The sequence below is a fragment of the Rhizobium jaguaris genome (assembly GCF_003627755.1).
Lineage (GTDB): Bacteria > Pseudomonadota > Alphaproteobacteria > Rhizobiales > Rhizobiaceae > Rhizobium > Rhizobium jaguaris.
Genome location: NZ_CP032695.1, coordinates 140,214 through 166,462 on the forward strand (window position 1 = coordinate 140,214; position 26,249 = coordinate 166,462).

A 26,249-nucleotide genomic window follows, 5' to 3' on the forward strand; every position below is an offset into this window, starting at 1 on the left:
GCTGACATGCTGACCGTTGGATCAACTGCGCCGGGCGCTTCCGCAAAGACCAACTGGGTCTTTGCAAGGAACAAGACTGCAGGTGGAACGGCCTATCACGAAGCCGGCAACGGTGAGCCGCTTGTCCTGATCCATGGTGTCGGCATGCGGCTCGAAGCCTGGGCGCCGCAGATTCTCGCCCTGTCTGCGGGCCACCGTGTGATCGCCGTCGACATGCCCGGGCATGGCGAAACTGCCAGGCTACCGGTCGGAAGCCGCCTTGAGCAATTCGTCGCCTGGTTCGGGCAATTCCTGGACGAAATGGCAATCGAGACAGCAAATGTCGCCGGCCATTCGATGGGTGCTCTGGTGTCTGGCGGGGCGGCCGCAACGTTTGGCAGCCGTATCAAGCGGGTGGCATACCTCAATGGCGTCTACCGGCGCGATCCGGCGGCAAAAGCGGCGGTGTTGGCACGCGCCGCTGCGATTCCGCTGACGGGTGTGGACAAGGAAGGCCCGTTGCTTCGATGGTTCGGCGACGATCCGGATAGTGTCGTTGCACGCGATCTGACGCGCAACTGGCTGAACCTCGTCGATCCGGAGGGGTATGCCGTTGCTTATTCGGCATTTGCCGAAGGAGACGAGACCTATGCGGATCGCTGGAAGGACGTGGCGGGCCCGGCGCTGTTTCTGACGGGATCGGATGATCCCAATTCGACGCCGTTGATGGCGACGCAAATGGCGGCACTCGCCCCCAATGGCTGGGTGCGGATCGTCGAGGGCCATCGTCACATGGTCAATCTGACGGCCCCCGACATCGTAAATGCGCTGCTCGCCGAATGGCTTTCCGAAGGGGAGGATGTGAAATGACGCTACAGCTTGCGGACCCGAGAGCGTTGCGCGATGCCTTTGGCGCATTTGCGACAGGGGTAACGGTCGTGACCGCCCAGGATGCCGATGGAAGGCCCATCGGCTTTACGGCAAATTCATTTACATCGGTGTCGCTCGATCCGCCTCTTTTGCTTGTCTGCCTGGCCAAGACCTCCCGCAATTACGCGACTATGACGGGTGCGAAGCATTTTGCCGTCAATGTTCTGTCGGAAGGCCAGAAGGATGTCTCCAACACCTTTGCGCGGCCTGTCGAAGACCGGTTTGCCGCGGTCGAGTGGCAAGCAGGCGCCGCCGGGTGCCCTATCCTGGGGAATGTCTCAGCGTGGTTCGAATGCGCGACCGAAAAGCTGGTCGAAGCGGGTGACCACGTCATCCTGATGGGGCGGATCGAAGCCTTCGAAAACAGCGGACTGAATGGATTGGGTTATGCCCGCGGCGGCTATTTCACGCCCATCCTCGCCAGCAAGGCCGTTTCGGCCGCAGCGGAAGGCAATATCGAGCTCGGAGCCGTTCTGGAGCGTCATAGCGAGGTTCTTCTTATCGGCGATGATGTCTTTTCCCTGCCGACCTGTGACGGCAAGGACGGAAGCCCCGCTGACATACTTCGGGATTATCTGGAGGAACTCACCGGTCTTTCGGTGACGATCGGCTTCCTCTACTCGGTCTATGAGGGCAAGAGCGACGGCAAGCAACACATTGTCTACCGTGCCTTCGCTTCGGAAGGCGAGCCGCGTAATGGCAGGTTCCTGAAGCCGGATACGTTGGCCAAGACCCATTTCAAGACAAGCTCGACCGCCGACATCGTTGCGCGCTTCGCGGTGGAGAGCCAGCTCGGCAATTTTGGCGTTTATTTCGGCGACGAGACCGTCGGCACGGTCCGTTCGGTTCCAACAAAGGCGGCACAGCCATGAAATTTTCTCTTTTCGTTCACATGGAGCGTCTCGACGCCAGCCAGAGCCACAAGAGCCTCTATGAGGAGTTCGTCGCTCTCTGCGAGATCGCGGACAAAGGCGGCATGCATGCCATTTGGACGGGCGAGCATCACGGCATGGATTTCACCATTGCGCCCAATCCTTTCGTCACCATTGCCGATCTGGCGCGCCGCACCTCGCGCGCAAGGCTCGGTACGGGGACGGTGATCGCGCCGTTCTGGCATCCGATCAAGCTCGCCGGCGAAGCGGCCATGACCGACATCATTTGTGATGGAAGGCTAGATATCGGTATCGCGCGCGGTGCTTATTCCTTTGAATACGAGCGCTTGCTGCCGGGTCTCGATGCCTGGGGCGCCGGTCAGCGGATGCGCGAACTCATTCCAGCGGTCAAAGGCATATGGAAAGGCGACTACGCGCATGATGGGGAGTTTTATAAATTCCCGGCGACCACTTCGGCGCCGAAGCCCCTGCAACAGCCGAACCCGCCAATCTGGGTGGCCGCGCGCGATCCGAATTCGCATGAGTTCGCCGTCGCCAATGGTTGCAATGTTCAGGTGACGCCGCTCTGGCAGGGCGATGAAGAAGTCGTGGCGCTGATGGGCCGTTTCAACGATGCCTGCGCCAAGAATCCGGATATCGATCGGCCCAAGATCATGCTGCTGCGCCATACCTATGTCGGCTCGACAGAGGCGGACATAGCCCAGGCGGCCCACGAACTCAGCGTCTACTACAACTACTTCTTCGCCTGGTTCAAAAACGAGAAGCCTATCAAGCAGGGCCTGATCGAGCGGATACCCGAAGAGGAGATCGGCGCGAACGCGATGCTTTCCGATGCGGTCATGCGCAGCAACAACGTCGTCGGTAATGCCGAGACCGTCATTGCTCGGCTCAAGGCCTATGAAGCCATGGGCTACGACGAATATTCCTTCTGGATCGATACGGGCATGTCCTTCGAGCGGAAGAAAGCGTCACTTGAGCGCTTTATCGCCGAGGTCATGCCGGCATTTGCGGAGTGAACCCCATGCAGCGTTTCCAGAGTTATATCGATGGCGAATTTCTGGACGGAGAGGCCCGATATCAAAGCATCGATCCCGCCACCGGCAAGAACTGGGCGGATATGCCGGAAGCGCGCGAGGGGGATGTCGATCGCGCGGTCAATGCGGCCGAAAAGGCACTCTATGACGGCCCCTGGTCGAAGATGACCGCTACGCAACGGGGCAAGCTCCTTTATAAGCTTGCCGATCTGGTGGCCGCCAATGCCCAGAAGCTCGCCGAACTGGAGACGCGCGACACCGGCAAGATCATCCGCGAGACTTCGGCGCAGATCGCCTATGTCGCCGACTACTACCGTTACTATGCCGGTATCGCCGACAAGATCGAAGGCTCCTATCTCCCGATCGACAAGCAGGACATGGACGTCTGGCTGCGACGTGAGCCGATTGGCGTCGTGGCCATGGTCGTGCCCTGGAACAGCCAGTTGTTTCTCTCCGCCGTCAAGATAGGTCCGGCGCTGGCAGCCGGCTGCACGATGGTCGTCAAGGCGTCCGAAGATGGACCGGCGCCGCTTCTGGAATTCGCTCGCCTCATTCATGAGGCAGGCTTCCCGGCGGGCGTCGTCAACATTATCACAGGTTTCGGCGCATCGTGCGGCGCTGCCCTTAGCCGGCATCCGAAGGTCGCCCATATCGCCTTCACTGGTGGGCCTGAAACAGCGCGCCATATCGTCCGAAATTCGGCCGAAAACCTTGCCTCGACATCCCTGGAGCTTGGCGGCAAGTCGCCTTTCATCGTCTTTGCCGACGCCGACCTCGAAAGCGCCGCCAATGCCCAGGTCGCGGGAATCTTCGCTGCGACCGGCCAAAGCTGCGTTGCCGGTTCGCGGTTAATCGTCGAGCGAAGCATCAAGGACAGGTTCCTGAACCTGCTGAAGGACAAGGCCGAGGCGATCCGTGTCGGCACGCCCTTGGATATGGCGACCGAAGTCGGTCCGCTGGCGACGAAGCGCCAGCAGGATCATGTTGCAGCGCTCATTCACAAATCCGTTCAAAGCGGCGCCCGCATTGTCACGGGTGGGCAAATGCCGAGCGGCGACGGCTTTTACTTCCCGCCGACGATTCTTGACTGCGACGGCGTTGCATCGCCTTCGCTTGCCGAGGAGTTCTTCGGTCCTGTGCTGTCCGTTGTTGCGTTCGACACCGAAGCCGAAGCGTTGAAGCTTGCCAATGATACCCGCTACGGCCTTGCGTCCGGTGTCTTCACCCAGAACCTCACCCGCGCCCATCGCCTGATGAAAGGCATCCGTGCCGGTATCGTCTGGGTCAATACCTATCGCGCCGTATCGCCGATCGCTCCCTTCGGCGGCTTTGGCCTTTCCGGCCACGGCCGGGAAGGCGGCTTGGCCGCGGCGCTCGATTATACCCGCACGAAGACGATCTGGCTCAGGACGTCGGACGATCCGATCCCCGATCCTTTCGTCATGAGGTGATGCCGATGTTCTATGAAATCCGGACCTATCGGCTGAAGAACGGTGCAATCCCGCAATATTTGAAGGTCGTCGAGGACGAAGGGATCGCCATTCAGAAAGCGCATCTCGGCAATCTGGTCGGCTACTTCTATTCGGAGATCGGGACCATCAACGAGATCGTTCATATCTGGGCCTATGCGAGCCTCGATGATCGCGAGGAAAGGCGCCAGAGATTGGCGTCCGATCCGCAATGGCAGGCTTTCCTGCCGAAGATACGCGACCTGATCGAACTGGCCGAGAACAAGATTATGAAGCCGGCGAATTTCTCTCCTCTCGGGAAGAGTGCGCCAGCCGCATAAAGCATGCCTGTAAGACAACAATACAAGGACAAGGGAACATGAAAAGAACAATTGCACTCGCGGCTTTCGCCGCAATAATGGCTGTGTCCGGGACTGCAAAGGCCGATACGCTCGTCTTCACGAGCTGGGGAGGAACGACGCAGGACGCGCAGAAGGTCGCCTGGGCCAATCCGTTCACGGATAAGACCGGCATCGTCATCGCACAGGACGGACCCACCGATTACGGCAAGCTGAAAGCCATGGTCGAAGCTGGCCAGGTCAGTTGGGATGTCGTCGACGTCGAAGGCGACTACGCCGCACAGGCTGGCAAGGACGGGCTGCTGGAAAAGCTGGATTTCTCCGTCATCGATAAGTCCAAGCTCGATCCCCGTTTCGTCACGGACTATTCGGTTGGCAGCTTCTACTATTCCTTCGTGATCGGCTGCAATGCGGATGCCGTGAAAGCCTGCCCCAAGACCTGGGCGGATCTCTTCGATACGACGAAATTTCCCGGCAAGCGCACCTTCTACAAGTGGTCGGCACCGGGCGTGATCGAAGCGGCTCTGCTGGCCGATGGCGTTCCCGCCGACAAGCTTTATCCGCTTGATCTCGATCGGGCTTTTAAGAAGCTCGATACGATCAAATCCGATATCATCTGGTGGTCCAGCGGCGCTCAGTCGCAGCAGCTTCTCGCATCTGCCGAGGCTCCCTTCGGCAGCCTGTGGAATGGCCGCATGACTGCGCTCGCCGCCAGCGGCGTCAAGTCGGAAACCTCCTGGGAGCAGAACATCACGGCGGCCGATTCGCTCGTCGTGCCGAAGGGTGCGCCGAACTCTGAAGCCGCGATGAAGTTCATTGCCCTTGCGACGTCGGCACAGCCCCAGGCTGATCTGGCGAAGACGACCGGTTATGCACCGATCAACATCGACTCGGCCAAGTTGATGGACCCGGCAACGGCCAAGACCTTGCCGGATCAGCAGACCGCAAGCCAGGTCAATGCCAGCATGGCTTATTGGGCTGAAAATCGCGATGCCATCGGCAAGCGGTGGTATGCTTGGCAGGCCAAATAAGCTGAAGAAACTCCGAGGCAGCACCGCGAGCGTCATTCTGCTCGCGGTGTGTGGCGCAGGTTCTAAATCTTCCTGGGAGCTGGCGCCGTTGTCTGATCCTACGGCGGGAAAGGATTGCCATGTCGACCTATATTGACGTCGCCAGTGAAACTGCGACCACATCCAAGGCCGCAAGGCCTACGGGCTTCGGCGAAATCATGCCGGCGCTGCTTTTCGTCGGGATCTTCTTCATTGTCCCGGTCGTCGCGCTCCTGTTGCGAAGCGTGTTTGAACCGGTTGCCGGCTTCGGCAACTATGCCGAACTGCTGGGCTCGGCGACCTATCTGAAGATCTTCGCCAACACCTTCATTGTGTCCGGTCTTGTCACCGCGATTTCACTGCTGATCGGCTTTCCGGTCGCGTGGACGCTGGCAATCATGCCCACCAGGCTGGCTTCACTGATTTTCGCGGTCTTGCTGCTGTCGATGTGGACCAATCTGCTGGCCCGAACCTACGCCTGGATGGTCCTGCTGCAGCGCACCGGACTGATCAACAAGATGTTGATGGGAATGGGGCTGATCAACCAGCCTCTGCCGCTCGTCAACAATCTGACCGGTGTGACGATCGGCATGACCTATATCATGCTGCCATTCATCATCCTGCCGCTCTACGGCGTCATCAAGAAGATCGACCCGGCCATTCTGCAGGCGGCGGCACTTTGCGGAGCGAATCGCTGGCAATGTCTTACGCGCGTTCTTCTGCCCTTGGCCGCGAGAGGCATGGTTGCCGGTGCGCTGATGGTCTTCGTCATGTCGCTTGGTTACTACGTTACCCCGTCGCTTCTCGGCGGAACGGCGAATATGATGCTGGCCGAACTCATCGCCCAGTTCGTGCAGTCCCTCGTCAATTGGGGAATGGGCGGTGCCGCGGCCCTGGTTCTCCTCGTCGTCACGCTTTCGCTCTATGCAGTCCAGCTACGGCTGTTCGGCGTGCAGAACACGGGAGGGCGCTGACATGCTGCTCGATTTCGATCGCCTCGGCTGGTGGAAATATGTGCTTGTGGCGGTGACCGTCTTGACGGCTGCCTTCCTACTGTTGCCCATCCTCTTTATCGCCGCGCTTTCCTTCGGATCTTCGCAGTGGCTGATCTTTCCGCCTCCGGGCTGGACGCTTAAATGGTACAGCCAGCTCTTCGCCGATCCGCAATGGCTGGCATCCGCCTGGACGAGCTTTAGGATCGCCTCGATCGTCACGGTTCTTTCCGTGCTGCTTGGGCTGGTAACCTCGTTCGGTCTGGTGCGCGGAACCTTCATGTTCCGCGATGCGCTGAAGGCGCTTTTCCTGACGCCGATGATCCTGCCCGTCGTCGTCCTTGCCGTTGCTCTCTATGCCTTCTTCCTGAGGATGGGTCTCGGCGGAACCACGATCGGCTTTGTCATTTCGCATCTCGTTCTGGCACTGCCCTTCTCCATCCTGTCCATTTCGAATGCGCTCGAAGGCTTCGACAAATCCATCGAGGATGCCGCGGTGCTCTGCGGTGCCTCGCCTCTTGAAGCGAAGATCAGGGTGACCCTGCCAGCCATCAGCCATGGACTGTTTTCCGCCGCTGTTTTCTCGTTCCTGACATCCTGGGACGAAGTGGTGGTGGCGATTTTCATGGCGAGCCCCACGCTGCAGACGTTGCCGGTGAAGGTATGGTCCACCCTCAGGCAAGATCTGACGCCGGTCATCGCTGCGGCATCGTCCCTTCTCATCCTATTGACGATCACTTTGATGGCGCTTGTCGCGATCGCACGCAAGGTACTGAAATCATGAACGAGTCTTTCCTACAGATCAGAGGCATCCGCAAGGAATACGGCCCTGTCGTCGCGGTGCAAGATGTCAATCTCGAGGTCCAGCGTGGCGAGTTCCTGACCTTTCTCGGACCGTCCGGTTCGGGCAAAAGCACGACGCTCTACATCTTGGCCGGCTTCGAAAACCCGACAAAGGGCGACATACTCCTCAGCGGCCAAACGCTGCTTTCGACCCCGTCGCACAAGCGCAATATCGGCATGGTCTTCCAGCGGTACACCTTGTTTCCGCATTTGACGGTCGGCGAAAACATCGCTTTTCCCCTCAAGGTACGGCGCAAGTCCAAGGCGGAAGTCGACAGCAAGGTGAAGGAAATGCTGCGGCTCGTCAGGCTTGAAGGATTCGAGGATCGCAAGCCTGCGCAGATGTCGGGCGGCCAGCAGCAGCGCGTGGCACTCGCCCGGGCACTCGCTTACGATCCGCCGGTGCTTTTGATGGACGAGCCACTTTCTGCGCTCGATAAGAAGCTTCGCGAGGAAATTCAGCATGAGATACGCCGGATCCACCAGCAGACAGAGGTGACGATCCTCTACGTCACACACGATCAGGAGGAAGCCTTGCGTCTTTCCGATCGCATTGCGGTCTTCTCCAAGGGCGTTATCGACCAGATCGGGACCGGGCCGGAACTTTACGCCAATCCGCGCACACGCTTTGTTGCCGAATTCATCGGTGACAGCGATTTTATCTCCTGCGATTTGCTGTCTTCGACGGATGGGCATGCGACGATCTCGCTGGGTGGCGACGCCGTCTTTAGGATCCCGGTGCATGGCAAGGCCATCTCCGGCAGAAGGGGAGCTTTGATGCTGAGGCCGGAACGCATCCGGTTGTCGCGAAACCAGATGCAGAAGGGCAGCCTCGCGGCAACGGTCAGCGATATCACTTTCCTCGGCAACAACGTCCACGTTGCCACCGAGACTGCAGCCGGCGAGGCATTGGCCGTGCGTCTTCCCTTCGGGCATGAGGCCATCACCGGGCTCAGCCGCGGCGAACAGGTGCATCTGGATTTCGATCCGGATGCTGCTCACGTATTTTGCTGAAAGTCGTCCCATGAAGCTGAATGATGTTTCACTATTTCGCCAGGCATGTCCGGTCGCGGGCAATTGGATCGAAGCGAAGGATCATCAGGCGACGACGATCCGCAATCCGGCCACTGGCGACGCACTGGGCGCAGTTCCGGATCTGGGGGCCGCGGAAACCGAGGAGGCAATCCGGGCTGCCGTCATCGCCCAAAAGCTCTGGGCAAAGAAGACCGCGGGGGAGCGCGCTACCATATTGAAGGCGTGGCATCGCCTGATGATCGAAAATATCGATGATCTGGCGATGATCCTGACGCTGGAGCAGGGAAAGCCTTTGGCCGAGGCCAAGGGGGAAATTGCCTATGGTGCGAGCTTCATCGAATGGTTTGCCGAGGAGGCGAGGCGCATCAACGGCGAGACCATACCTGGCCATCAGCAGGACAAGCGGATCCTTGTCCTGCGCCAGCCTGCAGGCGTCGTCGCTGCCATCACGCCCTGGAACTTCCCGAATGCCATGGTGACCCGCAAGGTCGGCCCGGCGCTTGCCGTCGGCTGCGCAGTCGTCCTCAAGCCAGCGCCACAGACGCCTTTTTCCGCCATCGCGCTTGCCGTCCTTGCGGAGCGCGCGGGTCTGCCGCCGGGCCTTCTCAATATCGTCACCGGTGATGCCGCGGCAATTGGCGGGGCGTTGACCGCAAGCCCGGCCATCAGGGTTCTGACCTTCACCGGGTCCACGCGCACGGGCGAACTGCTTTATCGGCAATGCGCGCCGACGATCAAGAAGCTCGGTCTCGAGCTTGGTGGCAATGCCCCATTCATCGTGTTTGACGACGCGGATCTCGACGCTGCGGTCGAGGGTGCGATCATCGCCAAGTTTCGCAACAACGGACAAACCTGCGTTTGCGCCAACCGCCTGTATGTCCAGGATGGTGTCTACGAAGCTTTTGCGGCCAAGCTCGCCGATGCGGTTGAGAAATTGGAGGTCGGCAACGGGCTGGAGCGCGACGTTGTGCTTGGCCCGCTCATCGACGAAAACGCCGTCGCCAAGATCGACACCCATATTCACGATGCCGTGGCAAAGGGTGCGGGCATCGTTTCCGGGGGGAAACGCCATGCACTTGGCGGCCTCTTCTTCGAGCCAACCATTCTCCGCGACGTCGATGCCAGCATGCAGGTCGCGCGTGAGGAAACCTTCGGGCCTCTCGCGCCGCTCTTTCGGTTCCGCGACGAGCAGGACGTCATCGAACAGGCAAACGACACTGAATTCGGGCTCGCCTCCTATTTCTACGCTCGTGATCTCTCGCGTGTCTTTCGTGTGGCCGAAGCGCTCGAATTCGGGATGGTCGGCGTCAATACCGGTCTCGTCTCTACGGCGGAGGCTCCGTTCGGCGGCGTGAAGATGTCGGGTCTCGGCCGCGAAGGGTCCAGGCACGGATTGGAGGAATACACGGAGCTGAAATATGTTTGCCTTGGGAGTATTTCCTAGGCGCAAGGCAGAGCTACGGGCGGTCATTTGTAATATGGAGCGCGGCCAGCGGAAGATCCGTCAGAGCGGCGATCACTTTTATTCGAGTTATACGTCAGAAGCCATGCACGAGCGATAAGCGCTCAAAGACAGGGCAAACCGCCAAACGATTTCATAGTTGAAATGACAATGCCGCGGTATCAGTTGCTCCCGACAATATCGCCGCGTTCACGTGCTGCTCAAGCGCGATGGGCGAGACACTCGCTTCAGGCGGCGGCTGCCAGGTGCTCCAGCTCTTCATGGAGATGTTCGGCATAGCTGCGCAATACCGTCAGTTCGAACCGCTCCAGTCCGGTACGCGTCAGGTGCAGCGAGACATGGCCGAAAAGCGTGACCACCGAATGGCCTTCGGGAAAAACTGAGGGATCGAGATCGACGGCGGTGCCTTTCGCTAGGGTTTCGGCCGCAAGGGGACCGGAAAGGCCGATACGAACCCGCCCATGGCTCTGGTCGGAGACAAAGGCATTCCCTTGGAGGATTGATGAGAGAGCGGCAATGCGCGCAGGTGCAAGCTTGTCGTCGCCGACGACGAACCATTGCCGGAAGCCGGCCGGGCGGAGACTGCTTTCCGCAAGGTCGGCTGCCGAAAGATAGCCGGCTAGGATTTTGGTATCGATCGAGCCCATCACATGCAGTAGATGGCCTTCCGGCAGGGTCTCCAGCCGGATGCCCGACCCTTCGAATACGGCCTTGCCGGCAAGTGCCGGTCTGTGTGCGGGACGATCACGCATGCAGTTTCTCGTTCTCAGGATCGATGAAGATCGGGCTGCAGAGCAGCGCTTCGGTGAATTCGTTTCTAAGGCCATTCCAGACCGTGACCTTTTCACCAATACGCTCCGGCCCGCGCTTGATCAGTGCCAGGCCGATCGTGTGGCCGAGGCTTGGCGAAAATGCGCTGGAGGTGACATAGCCCTGGTCGTTCTCGAGCGTGGCGGCGGCCCGATCCGCCAGGATATGGGCGCCGGTGCGGAAGCTCGTGGCAGGATTGATCGGCTTCACGCCGACAAGGCGCGGTCGGTCGGGTAACTGCAGGCCTTCGCGAGTCAGCATGGCCTTGCCGATGAAATCCGACTTGGTCGCTGAGACCATCCGACCGAGGCCAAGATCATTTGGCGTCACCGTGCCGTTGATTTCGGCGTGGGTGACATGGCCCTTTTCGATGCGCATCACGCCGAGCGCTTCGGCGCCGTAAGGGCAAATACCGTGCTTCTCGCCAACCTCCATGATGGCATCCGCCACCCATTCACCGTAACCGGCAGGTACGGCGAGCTCATAAGCGAGTTCGCCGGAAAAGGAGATTCGGAAGAGTCGGCCTTCGAGCGTACCGCCAAAGAGCGAGACAATGCGGGCACTCATAAAGGGGAAGGCAACGTCGGACAAATCCTCATCGACGATCTCGGAGAGGATTGCCCGCGATTTTGGGCCAGCAATCGCCATCTGCGCCCATTGGTCGGTCGAGGAGGCGAAGTAGACGTCGAGTTCAGGCCAGAGCGTCTGGGCGCAGAATTCGAGATGAGTGAGCACACCGGCCGCGAGCGCCGTCGTTGTCGTCATGAAGAAGTGATTTTCACCGAGCCGGCTGGTCGTGCCGTCATCGTAGATCATGCCGTCTTCGCGCAGCATGACGCCATACCGTGCCTTGCCGACGGACAACTTGGCAAAGCCGTTGCAATAGACGCGGTCAAGGAAGGTTGCCGCATCCCTGCCGAGGATCTCGATCTTGCCGAGCGTCGAGACATCGCAGATACCGGCGTTCTTGCGGATGTTCAGCACCTCTCGATCGACGCTTTCACGCCAGGTGGTCTCGCCTTGGCGCGGGAACCAGGATGAGCGATACCAAAGGCCCGTCTCGACAAAGGTGGCGCCATTCTTCTTGGCCCAGTTATGCAGCGGCGACTTGCGCGCCGGCTGGAAGTGTTTGCCGCGCGCGGTGCCGGTCAGCGCGCCGAAGGAGACCGGCGTATAAAACGGGCGGAAGGTTGTCGTGCCGACCTCGGCCGGCGAGACGCCGCGCGCTTCTGCAAGGATGCCGATAGCGTTGATATTGGACAGCTTGCCCTGATCGGTCGCCATACCGTTGGTGGTGTAGCGCTTGGCGAGCTCGACATGGCCGTAGCCTTCGCGCACGGCAAGGCCGAGGTCCTTCAGATGAACGTCGTTCTGGTAATCGACGAACGCCTTGCCCTTGCCGCCTTTAACATACCAGAGCGACGCAACGGCCGGGGAGATCTCCTCCACCACTGCAAAGGCTGGCATGACGTTGCTGAAGCCGATCGCCTTCAGTGCCTCAACCGCTTTGCCGGCGCCATCGCCTAAGCAGGCATCCGTGGCGGCAAGGCCGGCGGCCGAGCCGGCAATCAGCAAGCCCTCTTGCCTTTCCGGTGCCAGGAACGCGGCTTTCTCCGCGGACCAGATGGGCTTTGCGCCGCGTTGGCATGCAAGGTGGATGATCGGGCTCCAGCCACCGGACACAGCCAGTGCATCGGCCTCGATGCGTTGAGTGCCCGAGGCGGTCGCGACGCTCAAACGATGCAAGCACTTGCGGCCATGCGCGTCGACGACACGGGCATTGGTTAGCACCGGAGCACGGCCTGACCAGGTGTCGTGGGAATTGGCACGGCTGTCGACGATGGCGGCGACCTCGAGGCCGGCGGCTTCAAGGTCGGCGGCGGTGCGGTAACCGGATTGGTTCGTTGTGAAGACGACGGTGCGAACGCCGGGAGCAATCGCTTGACGGTTGAGGTAGCTGCACATGGCGCCGGCCATCATAACGCCAGGAATGTCGTTGCCGCCGAAGACGAGAGGGCGTTCCTCTGCGCCGGTCGCAAGGATCGCCCGCGTGGCGATGATGCGCCAAAGGCGCTCGACCGGACGGTGCGGATCGGGCGTTGCCAGATGTTTCTGCACGCGCTCGACGGCGCCGAAGACATTATCGTCGTACCAGCCGATGACTGTGGTGCGCGACAGGAGCCGCACGTTCGGGAGGCTTTCGAGTTCGTCGAGAATATCCCGCAGGATTGTGCCGGCCTCAAGGAGAAGGTTACCGCCGAGTGCAGGACCCTCGTCGGCGACGATGACGCGGGCGCCCGCGCGTCCCGCCGTCAGGGCTGCGGCGAGGCCCGTCGGTCCCGCACCGATCACAAGCAGGTCGCAATGACCCCAGCGTTTCTCATAGGAATCTGGATCGGCCTCGTAGGACGCCTTACCGAGGCCGGCGGCCTTGCGGATCAGCGGTTCGTAGAGTTTCTCCCAAAGGCCTGCCGGCCACATAAACGTCTTGTAATAGAAGCCGGCGCTGAGGAAGGGCGAGAACAGGCCGTTGACGGCGCCGATATCGAAGCCGAGCGAGGGCCAGCGGTTTTGGCTGCGCGCGATCAATCCTTCATGGAGTTCGATCATCGTGGCGCGGCTATTGGCTTCGGTCCGGCCGCCGGTCCCTGTCGTCACCAGCGCATTGGGTTCGGCGGCACCCGCCGTCAGGATACCGCGCGGCCGATGATACTTGAAACTACGGCCCACGAGCTGGATGCCGTTGGCAAGCAGGGCGGAGGCGAGTGTGTCGCCGGGATGGCCTGTCAGCTCCCGGCCGTCGAAGGTAAAGTTGACGGTTTTCGAGCGGTCGATTTGACCGCCGACGGAGAGACGGTAGCTCGTCATGCCTGGCCTCCGAGCTTGGCGAGGGCAGCGTCGCTCACCTCATAAGCGGCGTGGGTGACGGTGTCGCGCTCGACGACCAGCCAGCGGCGGCAGCCGGAGGAATGGTGCCAATATTCCTTGTGGCGCCCCTTCGGATTGTCTCGGAGGTAGACATAGTCATACCACGCCTCAGGGCCGGCATTCGGGGCGGGACGTGTCAGGCTTGCATCGCCCTTGATGGAAAACTCCTCCTTGGGGCGGAGGCCGCAGTGAGGGCAGGAAATCAGGCTTGCCATCTCGTTTTGTCCTCAATGCAGGTTGGGCTGGGCGCCGACGCCCTTTTCATCGATCTGATAGCCGCGTCGGAAGCGGTCAAGCCGCAGTTGCCGGGCGGTTTCATGCGGCTCATTGCGGGCAATCAGGTGGGCATAGCAGTAGCCGGAGGCAGGCGTCGCTTTGAAGCCACCGTAACACCAGCCGGCATTCAGATAGAGATTGTCGATATGGGTCCGGTCGATGATCGGCGATCCGTCCATACTCATATCCATGACGCCGCCCCACGTGCGCAGGTAGCGCACGCGGGTCAGCGACGGGATCATGGCGACGCCGGCCTCGGCGACATGTTCGACGGTCGCGAGATTGCCGCGCTGTGCATAGGAATTGTACCCGTCGATGTCGCCGCCGAAGACAAGGCCGCCCTTGTCCGATTGGGAGACATAAAAATGGCCGGCGCCAAAGGTGACGACCGTATCGATGAAGGGTTTCAGGCCCTCGGACACGAAGGCCTGCAGCACATGGCTTTCGATCGGCAGGCGTAGGCCCGCCATATCGGCGACGGTGGTGGAATTGCCGGCTGCGGCGAGCGCCAGCTTGCCGCAGCCGATGAAGCCCCTTGAGGTCTCGACACCGGTCACGCTGCCATTCTCGGCGCGGATACCGGTTACCTCGCAGCCTGTGATAATGTCGACGCCGCGATTGTCGGCGCCACGAGCATAGCCCCAGGCGACCGCATCGTGACGAACCGTCCCGCCGCGCGGTTGGAACAGGCCGCCCATGATAGGGAAGCGGGCATTATCGAAATCGAGGAAAGGCAGCATCTTACGCACGGCCGTTCGATCAAGGAATTCGGCATCGACGCCATGCAGCCGCATGGCGTTGCCGCGACGGGTATAGGCGTCACGTTGTGCATCGGAATGGAAAAGATTGAGCACGCCGCGCTGCGAGACCATGGCATTGAAGTTGAAATCCTGCTCCAGGCCTTCCCAGAGCTTCATTGACAACTCGTAGAAAGGGTTGTTGCCGGGCAACAGGTAGTTCGAACGAATGATCGTTGTGTTGCGGCCGATGTTGCCCGAGCCGAGATAGCCCTTTTCCAACACCGCGACATTGGTGATGCCGAAGGTCTTGGCGAGGTAGTAGGCCGTTGCAAGCCCATGGCCGCCGCCACCGACGATGACAACATCATAATGCGGCTTCGGTGCCGGACTGCGCCAGGCTGCGGTCCAGTCCTTGTTGCCCCGAAGGCCGTTCAGAAAGATCGAAAGTGCGGAATAGCGCATGGTGATATCCGGAAGAGGTGTCCCATGATGACAGATCGAAGCGCGCTGACTTGCATGAAGAGGACATTATTCGCTAGAAAAGAGACATGACCCCAGCCGATAGCAAAAGCGTCCAGAAAATCGGTTTCCTCCTCGTGCCAGGATTTGCGCTGATGTCCTATGCGTCCGCGATCGAGCCGCTTCGCGCCGCAAACCTCATCGCTGGACGCGAACTATACCGTCTTTCCATGTTTTCTTCGCACGGCACGTCGGTGCCGTCCTCGTCGGGTGCCGTAGTTCCCGCGGCACCTCTGCCGTCTCGCGGCACTGGTCTCGACATGGTCTTCGTTTGCGCCGGTGGTTCGCCGCGCGATTGGCACCACCCGACCGTGCATGCCTGCCTCCGGCAGTTGGCACGCGAAGGCGTGCGGATCGGCGGTATTTCGGGCGGCCCGTACCTGCTTGCCGCCGCAGGGCTGCTTGCCGGGCGTGATTTCACCATTCATTGGGAACATGCGCCGGCGCTGCTCGAAGCATTCCCGGATCTTACACCACGTCAGGCCCGCTTCGTCATCGACGGCAATCGCATCACTTGCGGTGGCGGTATCGCGCCGCTGGACATGATGCATGCGCTGATTGCCGAGCGCACCGGCGCCGATTTCGCCCGCCGCGTCAGCGACTGGTATTTGCATACGGAGATCGGCGAGCCGGCCGCGCCGCAGCGGGCCTCGCTTGCAGAACGTTACGGCGTGCACCACCCGGGCCTGCTCAGCGTCCTTGCCAAGATGGAAGAGACCATTGAGATGCCGCTTGATCGTACGACGATGGCTCGGATCGCCGGCGTTACCGCCCGCCATCTCGACAGGCTGTTCGCCGCCCATCTGGAAACGACCTTTCTCGAGCAATATCGCCGCATCCGGCTGCAGCATGCATTACGCCTGCTTCGCCAAAGCCCGCTGTCGATCTCGGAAATCGCGGTTGCGACCGGCTTTTCCAGCGCTGGCCATTTCTCGCGACTGTTTCGCGAGGCTTATGGCAGGGCGCCGCGCGATATGCGGCGGGACTAGACTTTCTTCACGGTTGAGAAATTTTCACTACGGCGATAGGGTGAATTCCAGGAAAACATCTGACGACGAAGGAAAATTGAATGAATACCAAGCGCGAAACGACGGAGCAGAAGGACCACGCGCATGGCAGCCGCTCTGCCTTCACTCAGGATCCGCATGCCGTTCGCGAGCCGAAGGAAAACAACCTCGAAATGGCGATCGGCCACGAGGTGCGCGCCTTCCGCAAGAAACTCGGTATCACGGTGACGGATCTCGCCGCTGCGACCGGCATATCGCTCGGCATGTTGTCGAAGATCGAGAATGGCAATATTTCGCCGTCGCTGACGACGCTGCAATCGCTGTCACGCGCCCTCGGCGTGCCGCTCACCGCCTTTTTCCGCCGTTACGAGGAGCCGCGTAACGCTGTCTTCGTCAAGGCGGGACAGGGTGTCGAACTCGAACGCCGCGGCACGCGCGCGGGCCATCAATATAATCTGCTCGGACACATCGACAATAATACGAGCGGCGTCATCGTTGAGCCCTACCTCATAACCCTGACCGCGGATTCCGACGTCTTCCCGACCTTCCAGCACGAGGGCATGGAGTTTCTCTATATGCTCGAAGGCGAGGTCGTTTATCGTCATGGCGACCAGCTTTTCCCTATGCAACCGGGCGACAGCTTGTTCTTTGATGCCGATGCGCCGCATGGCCCCGAAGTGCTTGTCAAGCTGCCGAGCCGCTACCTGTCGATCATTAGCTATCCACAAGTGAACAAGAATACCTAACTTGCCTTAAAAGAAAAAATTATTCTTCCTAGTTGAAGTTCAAAAAAAGACCTGTTACTCATTTTGCAGATGCGAACGGAGGGTTTGATCATGTGCGGAATTGTCGGTCTCTTCCTGAAGGATAAAAGCCTGGAGCCTCAGCTCGGAGCGCTCCTGTCGTCCATGCTGGTGACGATGACCGATCGCGGGCCGGATAGCGCCGGCATTGCCATCTATGGCGACGGTGACGGCGACAAGGCGAAGATCACCGTTCAGTCCGCCAGTCCGAAGAAGGATTTCGCTGGCCTGGAAACGGAATTGATGAGGGCGCTCGACAGCTATCTTTCGATCGAGGTCAAGAGTACGCATGCGGTCATCACCTTGCCAAGGAACCGGCTCGACGACGGCCGCGCGGCAATCGCCGAACTTCGTCCCGACGTGCGGATCATGAGCAGCGGCGATGCGATCGAGATCTATAAGGAAACCGGCCTGCCGAAGGATGTCGTTTCCCGCTTTTCCGTCACCGCGATGGCGGGCACGCACGGTATCGGCCACACGCGCATGGCAACGGAGTCCGCCGTGACGACGCTTGGCGCCCATCCTTTCTCGACCGGCTCCGACCAGTGCCTTGTGCACAACGGCTCGCTGTCGAACCACAACAATCTTCGCCGCGAACTGAAGCATCAGGGCATGACCTTCGAGACGGAAAACGACTCCGAGGTTGCCGCTGCCTATCTGACGGCCGAGATGGCCAAGGGGAAGAATCTGGGTGAAGCGCTGGAGAGCGCGGTCGACGACCTCGACGGTTTTTTCACCTTCGTCGTCGGCACCAAGTCAGGCTTCGGCGTCGTGCGCGATGCGATCGCCTGCAAGCCTGCCGTCATGGCTGAAACGGATCGTTATGTTGCTTTCGGCTCGGAATATCGTGCGCTTGTCAGCCTGCCCGGCATCGAAGCGGCGCGTGTCTGGGAGCCGGAGCCGGCAACCGTTTATTTCTGGGAACGCTGAAAGCCGGCATGGCAACTTCAACCTATCGGTTCGATTTCATTTCAGGACGATTATATGCCCACATTTGATCTTGCGGTGACCCCGCTTCGCGATCTCAATCAGACCCTGCACGACATTGTACAGGGCGATAACGACCTTCAGTTCGAAGTCGTCAATCCGCGTGGCCATCATGCGGTCGCCGCCGGCGTGCACGCGCCTGTCAGCATCGATATCCGCGGCAGCGTCGGCTATTACTGCGGCGGCATGAACGACGAGGCCGTTATCACTGTGCACGGTTCGGCTGGCCCCGGTGTCGGCGAGAACATGGTGTCCGGCCGGATAACCGTCAAAGGCGACGCCAGCCAGTACGCGGGCGCGACCGGTTGCGGTGGCCTTTTGGTGATCGAAGGCAATGCCTCGTCGCGCTGCGGCATCTCCATGAAAGGTATCGATATCGTCGTGCGTGGCAATATCGGCCACATGTCCGCTTTCATGGCGCAAGCCGGCAACCTCGTCGTTCTCGGCGACGCTGGCGAGGCGCTTGGCGACTCCCTCTACGAGGCACGCATCTTCGTGCGCGGCAAGGTCCAAAGCCTCGGCGCCGACTGTATTGAGAAGGAGATGCGCTCCGAGCACATCGAATTGCTCGGCCGCCTCCTCGAAAAGGCCGGCATCACCGATGCAAGGCCCGAGGAATTCAGCCGCTACGGTTCCGCCCGCAAGCTCTATAGCTTCCACGTCGACAATGCCGACGCCTACTAAGCCCTATCGAGGTTCTTCATGAGCTATCACAATCCGCCCACAAAGCCTCGCCTTTCGGCAACCTTCGACGAATATACGATGTCGGAAATCCGACGCGCGGCGGCGACCGGCATCTATGACATCCGCGGCGGCGGCGCCAAGCGTAAATTGCCGCATTTCGACGACCTTCTCTTTCTTGGCGCCTCGATCTCCCGCTATCCGCTGGAGGGCTATCGCGAAAAATGCGGCACTAATGTCGTGCTCGGCTCGCGCTTCGCCAAGAAGCCGATCGAATTGAAGATCCCGATCACCATTGCGGGCATGAGCTTCGGCTCGCTCTCCGGGCCTGCCAAGGAGGCGCTCGGCCGTGGCGCGACAATAGCCGGCACGTCGACCACCACGGGCGACGGCGGCATGACGGAGGAGGAACGAGGTCATTCGCAGCTCCTCGTCTATCAATATCTTCCCTCGCGCTACGGCATGAACCCGAAGGATCTGCGACGTGCCGATGCGATCGAGATCGTTGTGGGCCAGGGCGCCAAGCCTGGCGGCGGCGGCATGCTGCTCGGTCAGAAGATCTCCGATCGCGTTGCCGAGATGCGCACGCTGCCGAAGGGCATCGATCAGCGCTCGGCCAGCCGTCACCCGGATTGGACCGGTCCGGACGATCTCGAGATCAAGATTCTCGAACTGCGCGAAATCACCAACTGGGAAAAGCCGATCTACGTGAAGGTCGGTGGCGCGCGGCCCTATTACGATACGGCGCTTGCCGTGAAGGCCGGCGCCGACGTCGTCGTGCTCGACGGCATGCAAGGCGGTACTGCTGCAACGCAGGAAGTCTTCATCGAGCATGTCGGCATGCCGACGCTTGCCTGCATCCGGCCGGCCGTCCAGGCGCTGCAGGATCTCGGTATGCACCGCAAGGTTCAGCTTATCGTCTCCGGCGGTATCCGCAATGGCGCTGACGTGGCAAAGGCGCTGGCGCTCGGCGCCGATGCTGTCTCCATCGGCACGGCAGCGCTTATCGCAATCGGCGAGAACGATCCGCGCTGGACGGCCGATTATGAAGCGCTCGGGACGACGGCTGCCGCCTATGATGACTGGCATGAGGGCAAGGATCCGGCCGGCATCACCACGCAGGATCCCGAACTGATGAAGCGTGTCGATCCGGTGGCCGCCGGCCGCCGCCTGGCAAACTATCTGAAGGTCATGGCGCTCGAAGCACAGACCATCGCCCGGGCCTGCGGCAAAAACCATGTCCACAACCTCGAACCGGAGGATCTCTGCGCGCTGACCATCGAGGCATCCGCCATGGCGCAGGTGCCGCTTGCCGGCACGAACTGGATCCCGGGAAAGGGAGGCTACTGATTTCTACCGGCCGGGCGAACATCCCGGCCGTTTCGCATCCATAACCAAAGTGTCTCTAAGAAATCCAAAGGGGAACGAGAATGACACTGGATCTTGCTGCTTTTGCGAAAGACAAAGGCATCAAATACTTCATGATCAGCTATACCGATCTCTTCGCCGGCCAGCGCGCCAAGCTGGTGCCGGCACAGGCGATCGCCGGCATGCAGGAAGAGGGCGCGGGTTTTGCAGGTTTCGCCACCTGGCTCGACATGACTCCCGCTCATCCTGATTTGTTCGCGGTACCGGACGCATCTTCTGTCATCCAACTCCCATGGAAGAAGGATGTCGCCTGGGTCGCCGCCGATTGTATGATGGAAGGCGAACTTGTCGCCCAGGCGCCGCGCAACGTGCTGAAGAGGCTCATCGAGCAAGCCGAGGCGGAGGGCAAGCGGGTCAAGACCGGCGTCGAGGCGGAATTCTTCCTGATCACCGCCGACGGCTCCAAGATTTCAGACGAATACGATACCGCTGAAAAGCCCTGCTACGACCAGCAGGCTGTCATGCGTCGCTATGATGTCATTGCCGAAATCTGCGACTACATGCTCGAACTCGGTTGGGGCGCCTATCAGAACGATCACGAGGACGCCAACGGCCAGTTCGAGATGAACTGGGAATTCGACGACGCGCTAAAGACAGCCGACAAGCATTCCTTCTTCAAGTTCATGGTGAAGTCGATCGCCGAAAAGCACGGGCTTCGCGCTACCTTCATGCCGAAGCCTTTCAAGGGGCTCACCGGCAATGGCTGCCATTGCCATATCTCGGTCTGGGACAATGACAGCAGGACAAACGTCTTTGCCGACAGGGAAGCGGAATTCGGCCTCTCGGCGGAAGGCAGGCACTTTCTTGGCGGTATCATGAAACATGCCTCGTCGCTTGCGGCGATCACCAATCCGACGGTCAATTCCTACAAGCGCATCAACGCGCCGCGCACGACGTCGGGCGCCACCTGGTCGCCGAACACGGTGACCTGGACCGGCAATAACCGCACCCATATGGTGCGCGTGCCTGGGCCTGGCCGTTTCGAACTGCGCCTGCCGGACGGTGCGGTCAATCCCTATCTGCTTCAGGCCATCATCATTGCAGCCGGCCTCGACGGCCTCCGCAGCAGGGCCGATCCCGGCCTGCATCACGATATCGATATGTATGCGGAGGGTCACCTGGTGAAGAATGCGCCGCGTCTGCCGCTCAATTTGCTGGATGCTCTTCGGGCCTATGACGAGGACGAGGGCCTGAAGCAGGCGATCGGTTCAGAGTTCTCCGAAGCCTATCTCAAGCTCAAGCATCAGGAATGGAACGCCTACTGCTCGCACTTTACGCAGTGGGAGCGCGACAGCACGCTCGATATCTGAGTGCGTAGCGAAAAGATGCCTGAATTGACCCATGTGCCGCGGCGCAATCCCCCGGCACACGGGCGGATTTCTGGCCGTCGACGGCGGAGGAAGAGCACCATGACGAGCTATGTAGTGACAGTGACGTGTAAGTCGACCCGCGGGATCGTTGCGGCGATAGCGAATTATCTGGCCGATCAAGGCTGCAACATCGTCGACTCCAGCCAGTTCGACGATCTCGATACCGGCAAGTTCTTCATGCGGGTCTCCTTCATCTCCGAAGAAGGTGTGGCTCAGGACGCCTTGGTCGAAGGCTTCAAGCCGGTCGCCGCCAAATTCGAGATGGACGCCGAGATCTACGATGCCCATAAGCGCATGAAGGTGCTGCTGATGGTGTCGCGCTTCGGCCATTGCCTCAACGACCTGCTCTACCGCTGGAAGATCGGCGCGCTGCCGATCGACATCGTCGGCGTCGTCTCCAACCATTTCGATTATCAGAAGGTAGTCGTCAACCACGACATTCCCTTCCACCACATCAGGGTGACGAAGGACAACAAGCCGCAGGCCGAAGCCCAGCTCATGGAACTCGTCGAGCAGACCGGCACCGAGCTGATCGTGCTGGCCCGCTACATGCAGGTGCTGTCGGATGCGCTCTGCAAGAAGATGTCGGGCCGGATCATCAACATCCACCATTCCTTCCTGCCGAGCTTCAAGGGCGCCAACCCCTACAAGCAGGCCTATGAGCGCGGCGTCAAGCTGATCGGCGCGACGGCGCATTACGTCACCGGCGATCTGGATGAAGGTCCGATCATCGAGCAGGACACCGCGCGCATCACGCATGCGCAATCGGCCGAGGACTATGTCTCGATCGGCCGCGATGTCGAAAGCCAGGTGCTGGCCCGCGCCATCCATGCCCATATCCACTACCGCACCTTTCTCAACGGCAACCGCACCATCGTCTTCCCGGCGAGCCCCGGAAGCTATGCTTCGGAGCGGATGGGGTGAGCAATGGCTGACATCATTGATGGCAAGCAGGTGGCTGCTTCGGTAATTGATGCGGTGAAGACCGCGACCGCTGCGCTCGAAAGGGACACGGGCACGAAGACCGGACTGGCCGTCGTCATCGTCGGCGATGATCCGGCCAGCCACACCTATGTCAGCTCCAAGAGCCGCATGGCCAAGGAATGCGGCTTCAATTCCATCCAGCACACGCTGCCCGCCGAGACGACGCAGGATGAGCTGGCAAGGCTGGTGGCGTCGCTGAACGAGGACGCTGCCATTCATGGCATCCTGGTGCAATTGCCATTGCCGAAGCACCTGAATGCCGAAGCGATCATCCAGTCGATCCGGCCGGACAAGGACGTCGACGGCTTGAATGTCGTTAATGCCGGCAAGCTGGCGACCGGCGATCTCGACACCGGCCTGATCTCCTGCACGCCGGCCGGCGCCATGCTGCTGGTGCGCCGCATGCATGGCGAAGACCTGTCGGGTCTCACCGCCGTCGTCATCGGCCGCTCCAACCTCTTCGGCAAGCCGATGGCGCAGCTGCTGATTCATGCCAATGCGACCGTGACGACGGCGCATTCGCGCACGAAGGACTTGGCCGCCGTCGCCCGCGGCGCCGATATTCTGGTGGCCGCCGTCGGCCGGCCGGAAATGGTGAAGGCGGATTGGATCAAGCCCGGTGCGACCGTCATCGATGTTGGCATCAACCGCATCGCCGCGCCGGACAAGGGGGAGGGCAAGACCCGCCTTGTCGGCGATGTCGCCTTTACGGAAGCCATGGAGGTTGCCGCGGTTATCACTCCGGTGCCGGGTGGCGTCGGCCCGATGACCATCGCCATGCTGATGGCCAATACATCCATTGCCGCACATCGTGCCGCCGGCAAGCCGGCGCCGAAGTTCTGAGTGAATACCGTTGGGGGCGGAGCCGACAAAATCGTTACCATCGGCTTGCCACGGCGTAAAAGACGATTATAGTCAAGAAATAAATATTCCGTACAGGAAAAAAGAGGGAACGAAATGACGTTATCTTGGCGTTTCTCCGCCTTGGCGGACCGGCATCGCGCTCTGGGGTCGAAGCTTGAGGACTGGAGCGGAATGGGCACCGCCTGGACATACGATAAGGACATGTCCGAAGAGCATGTCGCGATCCGGACCAAGGCCGGCATCATGGACGTCTCGGGCCTGAAAAAGGTTCATCTTGTCGGCCCGCATGCCATCGCCGTCCTCGACTACATCACCACCCGCGACATGACGAAGATCTATCCCGGCCGCTCGGTCTACGCCGCGATGCTGAACGACCGCGGCCATTTCACCGAGGATTGTATCGTCTATCGCACCGGCCCGAATTCCTGGATGCTGGTGCATGGCTCGGGCTCCGGCCACGAGGAAATCGTCAAGCAGGCGGCGGGCCGCAATTGCGCCGTGCTTTTCGACGACGACCTGCACGATCTCTCGCTGCAGGGGCCGATCGCGGTCGATTATCTCGCCAAATATGTGCCTGGCATCCGCGATCTCAAATATTTCCATCATATGCAGACCACGCTTTTCGGCGCGCCGGTAATGATCTCGCGCACCGGCTATACGGGCGAGCGTGGTTATGAAATCTTCGTGCGCGGTCAGGATGCCGTCATGGTGTGGGACCGGATTGTCGCCGAAGGCGAAGATATGGGGATCATTCCCTGCTGCTTCAGCGTCCTCGACATGTTGCGCGTCGAAAGTTACCTGCTCTTCTATCCCTACGACAATTCTCAGATGTATCCCTTTGCCGACCAGCCACCCGGCGACAGTCTTTGGGAACTTGGCCTCGACTTCACGGTCAGCCCCGGCAAGACCGGCTTCCGCGGTGCTGAAGAACATGCGCGCCTGAAGGGAAAGGAACGCTTCAAAATCTTCGGCATGCTGATCGATGCCGATGGCCCCGCCGATCTCGGCGACGAGGTCTTTGCCGACGGAAAGAAGGTCGGCGTCATCACCTGCCCGAGCTATTCCGCGCTGACGGGGAAATCCATGGCGATCGCCCGTCTCGACGTCGATAAGGCCGTGCAAGGCACAAAGCTTGAGGTTCGCGGCAAGAACGTCAAAGCCGATGCGACCGCGCATACACTGCCATTCGACGATCCGGAGAAGAAGAAGCGGACCGCCGTCGGTTAGGGAGCGCGCCATGCTCGTTGAAGGCATCAAGAGCCGACCCGTCTACAGAGGCCTGATCATCCAGCCGAAGGCGCGCAAGCATATTTTCGCTCTGGAAGGCGAGGGCGCGCTGGCCCTTACCGAGCAGCAGGCTGCGCTTGACGAAACGGCGCTCGCTCGAAGCGAAGTCCTCTATGTAGCACGTGGTTCGCGGGGCAAGGGCCGTGATGAGATCCTGCGCAGGTTCGGCGCCGATATGTTCTTCGCAGCGCCGACGATCGCGACGCTGCTCTTCCGCCTCAAAGGTTCGCTCGCCACCGCCCATATGGGCACGCGGCTTTATATTGCCGGCACCGAAGGCTTTATCGGCCAGGCGATGATGGTGGCGCTCGATTACGGTATGGACCACGCCTCGGTCATGACGGAGCATCGTGGTTCTCTGGCGCGTCGTGTGCAATGTGTCCACTGCAAAGGCATCACCGAGGACGTCACCCATAGCCCCTTCACCTGTAGCCATTGCGGCCTTCCGCTGCTCGTGCGCGATCACTATTCGCGCCGCCTCGGCGCCTTCCAGGGCGTCAATATCGATGCGGAAGAGCCTGGAAATGCACCCGATCCGGAGGAATTGTTCCTGTGAGCGGCGGTACTGAAATTCCAGTTAGGGTAACGAAGGTGACGCCGGTCGCCCATCGCATCAAGCGCTTCCGCTTCGAGCGCCTGGATGGCATGCCGATGCCCTATTTCTCCGGCGGCGCCCATATCATCGTCTCGATGAACGATGACGGCCATATCAGGCGTAACGCCTATTCGCTGATGTCGCCTCCGCATGATTGCACGGCCTATGAGGTCAGTGTGCTGCATGTCGAGGATTCACGCGGCGGCTCCACCTTCATGCATGAGAAAGTGAGTGAAGGGGACGAACTGAAGGTCAGCTATCCGGTTAACCTCTTCCAGCCGGATTGGCGCGCCCGCAAGCATCTGCTGATCGCCGGCGGCATCGGTATCACGCCGTTCATCGCGATGATGGAGCAGTTTTCCCGCGAGGGCGGCAATTTCGAGCTGCACTACGCGGTGCGCGCCCGCGACCGCGGCGCCTATTGCGAGGAACTCGTCGCGCGCTATGGCCCCCATCGCGTGAAGATTTATTGCGACGTCGAAAAGAATTTTATTCCGTTCGCCCGCCTGCTCGAGAGCCAGCCGCTCGGCACGCATCTCTATGTGTGCGGCCCCTCCGGCATGATCGACGGAGTGCTGAAGGCAGGGTTGGAGGCCGGCTGGCCGGAGCAGAACCTGCATTCCGAGCGCTTTCTCTCTTCGCAACCCGGCAAGCCCTTCTCGATAAAGCTAACGCGTTCCGGGAAGACGGTTCATGTCGGCCATCACGAAAGCATGCTGGAGGCGATCGAGGCGGCAGGTGTAGACGCGCCTTTTCTCTGTCGCGGCGGGGCTTGTGGACAGTGCGAGACCGCGGTCGCCGCCTGCGAGGGCAAGCTTTTGCACCACGACGTCTATCTGACAGATGAAGAAAAGACTTCCGGCCGCAAGGTGATGATCTGCGTCTCCCGCTTCGAGGGAAACACACTGCATCTCGACCTTTAGGCATCGGGCCGAACCAGGAGAAC

The 26,249-nt window shown here is 60.4% G+C and carries 25 protein-coding genes; 21 read left to right on the top strand and 4 right to left on the bottom strand.

Going from position 1 to position 26,249, the window contains the following annotated elements; translation table 11 throughout:
• Positions 1 to 6: 6 nt before the first annotated feature.
• The 10 genes from CCGE525_RS22755 (at position 7) to CCGE525_RS22800 (ending at position 10,006) form a co-directional block, all read left to right on the top strand.
• On the top strand, positions 7 to 849 hold the full coding sequence (locus CCGE525_RS22755) for an alpha/beta fold hydrolase (RefSeq protein WP_120706651.1): 843 nt from the start codon (positions 7 to 9) through the stop codon (positions 847 to 849).
• Complete coding sequence (locus CCGE525_RS22760; RefSeq protein ID WP_120706652.1) at positions 846 to 1,781, top strand: flavin reductase family protein; 936 nt, start codon at positions 846 to 848, stop codon at positions 1,779 to 1,781. The genes CCGE525_RS22755 and CCGE525_RS22760 overlap by 4 nt, the downstream gene beginning before the upstream one ends.
• Positions 1,778 to 2,818, top strand: a complete 1,041-nt coding sequence (locus CCGE525_RS22765; RefSeq protein ID WP_120706653.1) for an LLM class flavin-dependent oxidoreductase — start codon at positions 1,778 to 1,780, stop codon at positions 2,816 to 2,818. The genes CCGE525_RS22760 and CCGE525_RS22765 overlap by 4 nt, the downstream gene beginning before the upstream one ends.
• A 5-nt stretch (positions 2,819 to 2,823) precedes the next feature.
• Complete coding sequence (locus CCGE525_RS22770; RefSeq protein ID WP_120706654.1) at positions 2,824 to 4,287, top strand: aldehyde dehydrogenase; 1,464 nt, start codon at positions 2,824 to 2,826, stop codon at positions 4,285 to 4,287.
• 5 nt (positions 4,288 to 4,292) lie between these two features.
• On the top strand, positions 4,293 to 4,625 hold the full coding sequence (locus tag CCGE525_RS22775) for an NIPSNAP family protein (RefSeq protein WP_120708579.1): 333 nt from the start codon (positions 4,293 to 4,295) through the stop codon (positions 4,623 to 4,625).
• 38 nt (positions 4,626 to 4,663) lie between these two features.
• Positions 4,664 to 5,674 carry a polyamine ABC transporter substrate-binding protein gene (locus CCGE525_RS22780; protein ID WP_120706655.1) on the top strand — a complete coding sequence of 337 codons (1,011 nt, stop codon included), beginning with the start codon at positions 4,664 to 4,666 and terminating at the stop codon, positions 5,672 to 5,674.
• 119 nt (positions 5,675 to 5,793) lie between these two features.
• Positions 5,794 to 6,666: an ABC transporter permease gene (locus CCGE525_RS22785; RefSeq protein WP_120706656.1), complete on the top strand. Its 873-nt coding sequence runs from the start codon at positions 5,794 to 5,796 to the stop codon at positions 6,664 to 6,666.
• A 1-nt stretch (position 6,667) separates the two neighbouring features.
• Complete coding sequence (locus tag CCGE525_RS22790) at positions 6,668 to 7,468, top strand: ABC transporter permease (protein WP_120706657.1); 801 nt, start codon at positions 6,668 to 6,670, stop codon at positions 7,466 to 7,468.
• A complete protein-coding gene (locus CCGE525_RS22795) occupies positions 7,465 to 8,541 on the top strand; it encodes an ABC transporter ATP-binding protein (RefSeq protein WP_120706658.1) in 1,077 nt (358 codons plus the stop codon). The genes CCGE525_RS22790 and CCGE525_RS22795 overlap by 4 nt, the downstream gene beginning before the upstream one ends.
• A gap of 10 nt (positions 8,542 to 8,551) precedes the next feature.
• Positions 8,552 to 10,006, top strand: coding sequence for an NAD-dependent succinate-semialdehyde dehydrogenase (locus CCGE525_RS22800; RefSeq protein WP_120706659.1), 1,455 nt, complete (start codon positions 8,552 to 8,554; stop codon positions 10,004 to 10,006).
• Positions 10,007 to 10,251: 245 nt separating this feature from the next.
• On the opposite strand, the gene CCGE525_RS22805 is transcribed toward CCGE525_RS22800, so the two are convergent.
• The 4 genes from CCGE525_RS22805 to CCGE525_RS22820 are packed head-to-tail and all read right to left on the bottom strand — an operon-like array spanning position 10,252 to position 15,240.
• On the bottom strand, positions 10,252 to 10,776 hold the full coding sequence (locus tag CCGE525_RS22805) for a sarcosine oxidase subunit gamma (RefSeq protein WP_120706660.1): 525 nt from the start codon (positions 10,774 to 10,776) through the stop codon (positions 10,252 to 10,254).
• Positions 10,769 to 13,702: a sarcosine oxidase subunit alpha family protein gene (locus CCGE525_RS22810; RefSeq protein WP_120706661.1), complete on the bottom strand. Its 2,934-nt coding sequence runs from the start codon at positions 13,700 to 13,702 to the stop codon at positions 10,769 to 10,771. The genes CCGE525_RS22805 and CCGE525_RS22810 overlap by 8 nt, the downstream gene beginning before the upstream one ends.
• Entirely contained in the window at positions 13,699 to 13,977 is a 279-nt protein-coding gene (locus CCGE525_RS22815; protein ID WP_120706662.1) for a sarcosine oxidase subunit delta, read from the bottom strand. Before CCGE525_RS22815 ends, CCGE525_RS22810 begins: the two co-directional genes overlap by 4 nt.
• Positions 13,978 to 13,989: 12 nt before the next feature.
• Positions 13,990 to 15,240 carry a sarcosine oxidase subunit beta family protein gene (locus CCGE525_RS22820; protein WP_120706663.1) on the bottom strand — a complete coding sequence of 417 codons (1,251 nt, stop codon included), beginning with the start codon at positions 15,238 to 15,240 and terminating at the stop codon, positions 13,990 to 13,992.
• Between the two features lie 86 nt (positions 15,241 to 15,326).
• On the opposite strand from CCGE525_RS22820, the gene CCGE525_RS22825 reads away from it, so the two are divergent.
• The 11 genes from CCGE525_RS22825 to CCGE525_RS22875 all read left to right on the top strand — a co-directional run bounded on the left by CCGE525_RS22825 (position 15,327) and on the right by CCGE525_RS22875 (position 26,226).
• Positions 15,327 to 16,286, top strand: coding sequence for a GlxA family transcriptional regulator (locus CCGE525_RS22825; RefSeq protein WP_120706664.1), 960 nt, complete (start codon positions 15,327 to 15,329; stop codon positions 16,284 to 16,286).
• Between the two features lie 80 nt (positions 16,287 to 16,366).
• Positions 16,367 to 17,050 (top strand): helix-turn-helix domain-containing protein, encoded by a 684-nt coding sequence (locus tag CCGE525_RS22830; RefSeq protein WP_120706665.1) that lies wholly within the window; start codon positions 16,367 to 16,369, stop codon positions 17,048 to 17,050.
• Between the two features lie 90 nt (positions 17,051 to 17,140).
• On the top strand, positions 17,141 to 18,037 hold the full coding sequence (locus CCGE525_RS22835; protein WP_120706666.1) for a class II glutamine amidotransferase: 897 nt from the start codon (positions 17,141 to 17,143) through the stop codon (positions 18,035 to 18,037).
• A gap of 54 nt (positions 18,038 to 18,091) precedes the next feature.
• A complete protein-coding gene (locus CCGE525_RS22840; protein ID WP_120706667.1) occupies positions 18,092 to 18,778 on the top strand; it encodes a GltB/FmdC/FwdC-like GXGXG domain-containing protein in 687 nt (228 codons plus the stop codon).
• 18 nt (positions 18,779 to 18,796) lie between these two features.
• Positions 18,797 to 20,125: an FMN-binding glutamate synthase family protein gene (locus CCGE525_RS22845; protein WP_120706668.1), complete on the top strand. Its 1,329-nt coding sequence runs from the start codon at positions 18,797 to 18,799 to the stop codon at positions 20,123 to 20,125.
• An 80-nt stretch (positions 20,126 to 20,205) separates the two neighbouring features.
• The gene (glnT, locus tag CCGE525_RS22850) at positions 20,206 to 21,513 is read left to right on the top strand and encodes a type III glutamate--ammonia ligase (protein WP_120706669.1); all 1,308 of its coding nucleotides are present in this window, start codon (positions 20,206 to 20,208) and stop codon (positions 21,511 to 21,513) included.
• 99 nt (positions 21,514 to 21,612) lie between these two features.
• Positions 21,613 to 22,497: a formyltetrahydrofolate deformylase gene (gene purU, locus CCGE525_RS22855; RefSeq protein WP_120706670.1), complete on the top strand. Its 885-nt coding sequence runs from the start codon at positions 21,613 to 21,615 to the stop codon at positions 22,495 to 22,497.
• Positions 22,498 to 22,500: 3 nt separating this feature from the next.
• Complete coding sequence (locus CCGE525_RS22860; RefSeq protein ID WP_120706671.1) at positions 22,501 to 23,400, top strand: bifunctional methylenetetrahydrofolate dehydrogenase/methenyltetrahydrofolate cyclohydrolase; 900 nt, start codon at positions 22,501 to 22,503, stop codon at positions 23,398 to 23,400.
• A gap of 114 nt (positions 23,401 to 23,514) precedes the next feature.
• Positions 23,515 to 24,648, top strand: coding sequence for an aminomethyl transferase family protein (locus CCGE525_RS22865; protein WP_120706672.1), 1,134 nt, complete (start codon positions 23,515 to 23,517; stop codon positions 24,646 to 24,648).
• Positions 24,649 to 24,658: 10 nt separating this feature from the next.
• Positions 24,659 to 25,264 carry a dimethylamine monooxygenase subunit DmmA family protein gene (locus CCGE525_RS22870; RefSeq protein ID WP_120706673.1) on the top strand — a complete coding sequence of 202 codons (606 nt, stop codon included), beginning with the start codon at positions 24,659 to 24,661 and terminating at the stop codon, positions 25,262 to 25,264.
• A complete protein-coding gene (locus CCGE525_RS22875) occupies positions 25,261 to 26,226 on the top strand; it encodes a PDR/VanB family oxidoreductase (protein ID WP_120706674.1) in 966 nt (321 codons plus the stop codon). The genes CCGE525_RS22870 and CCGE525_RS22875 overlap by 4 nt, the downstream gene beginning before the upstream one ends.
• Positions 26,227 to 26,249 lie beyond the last annotated feature (23 nt).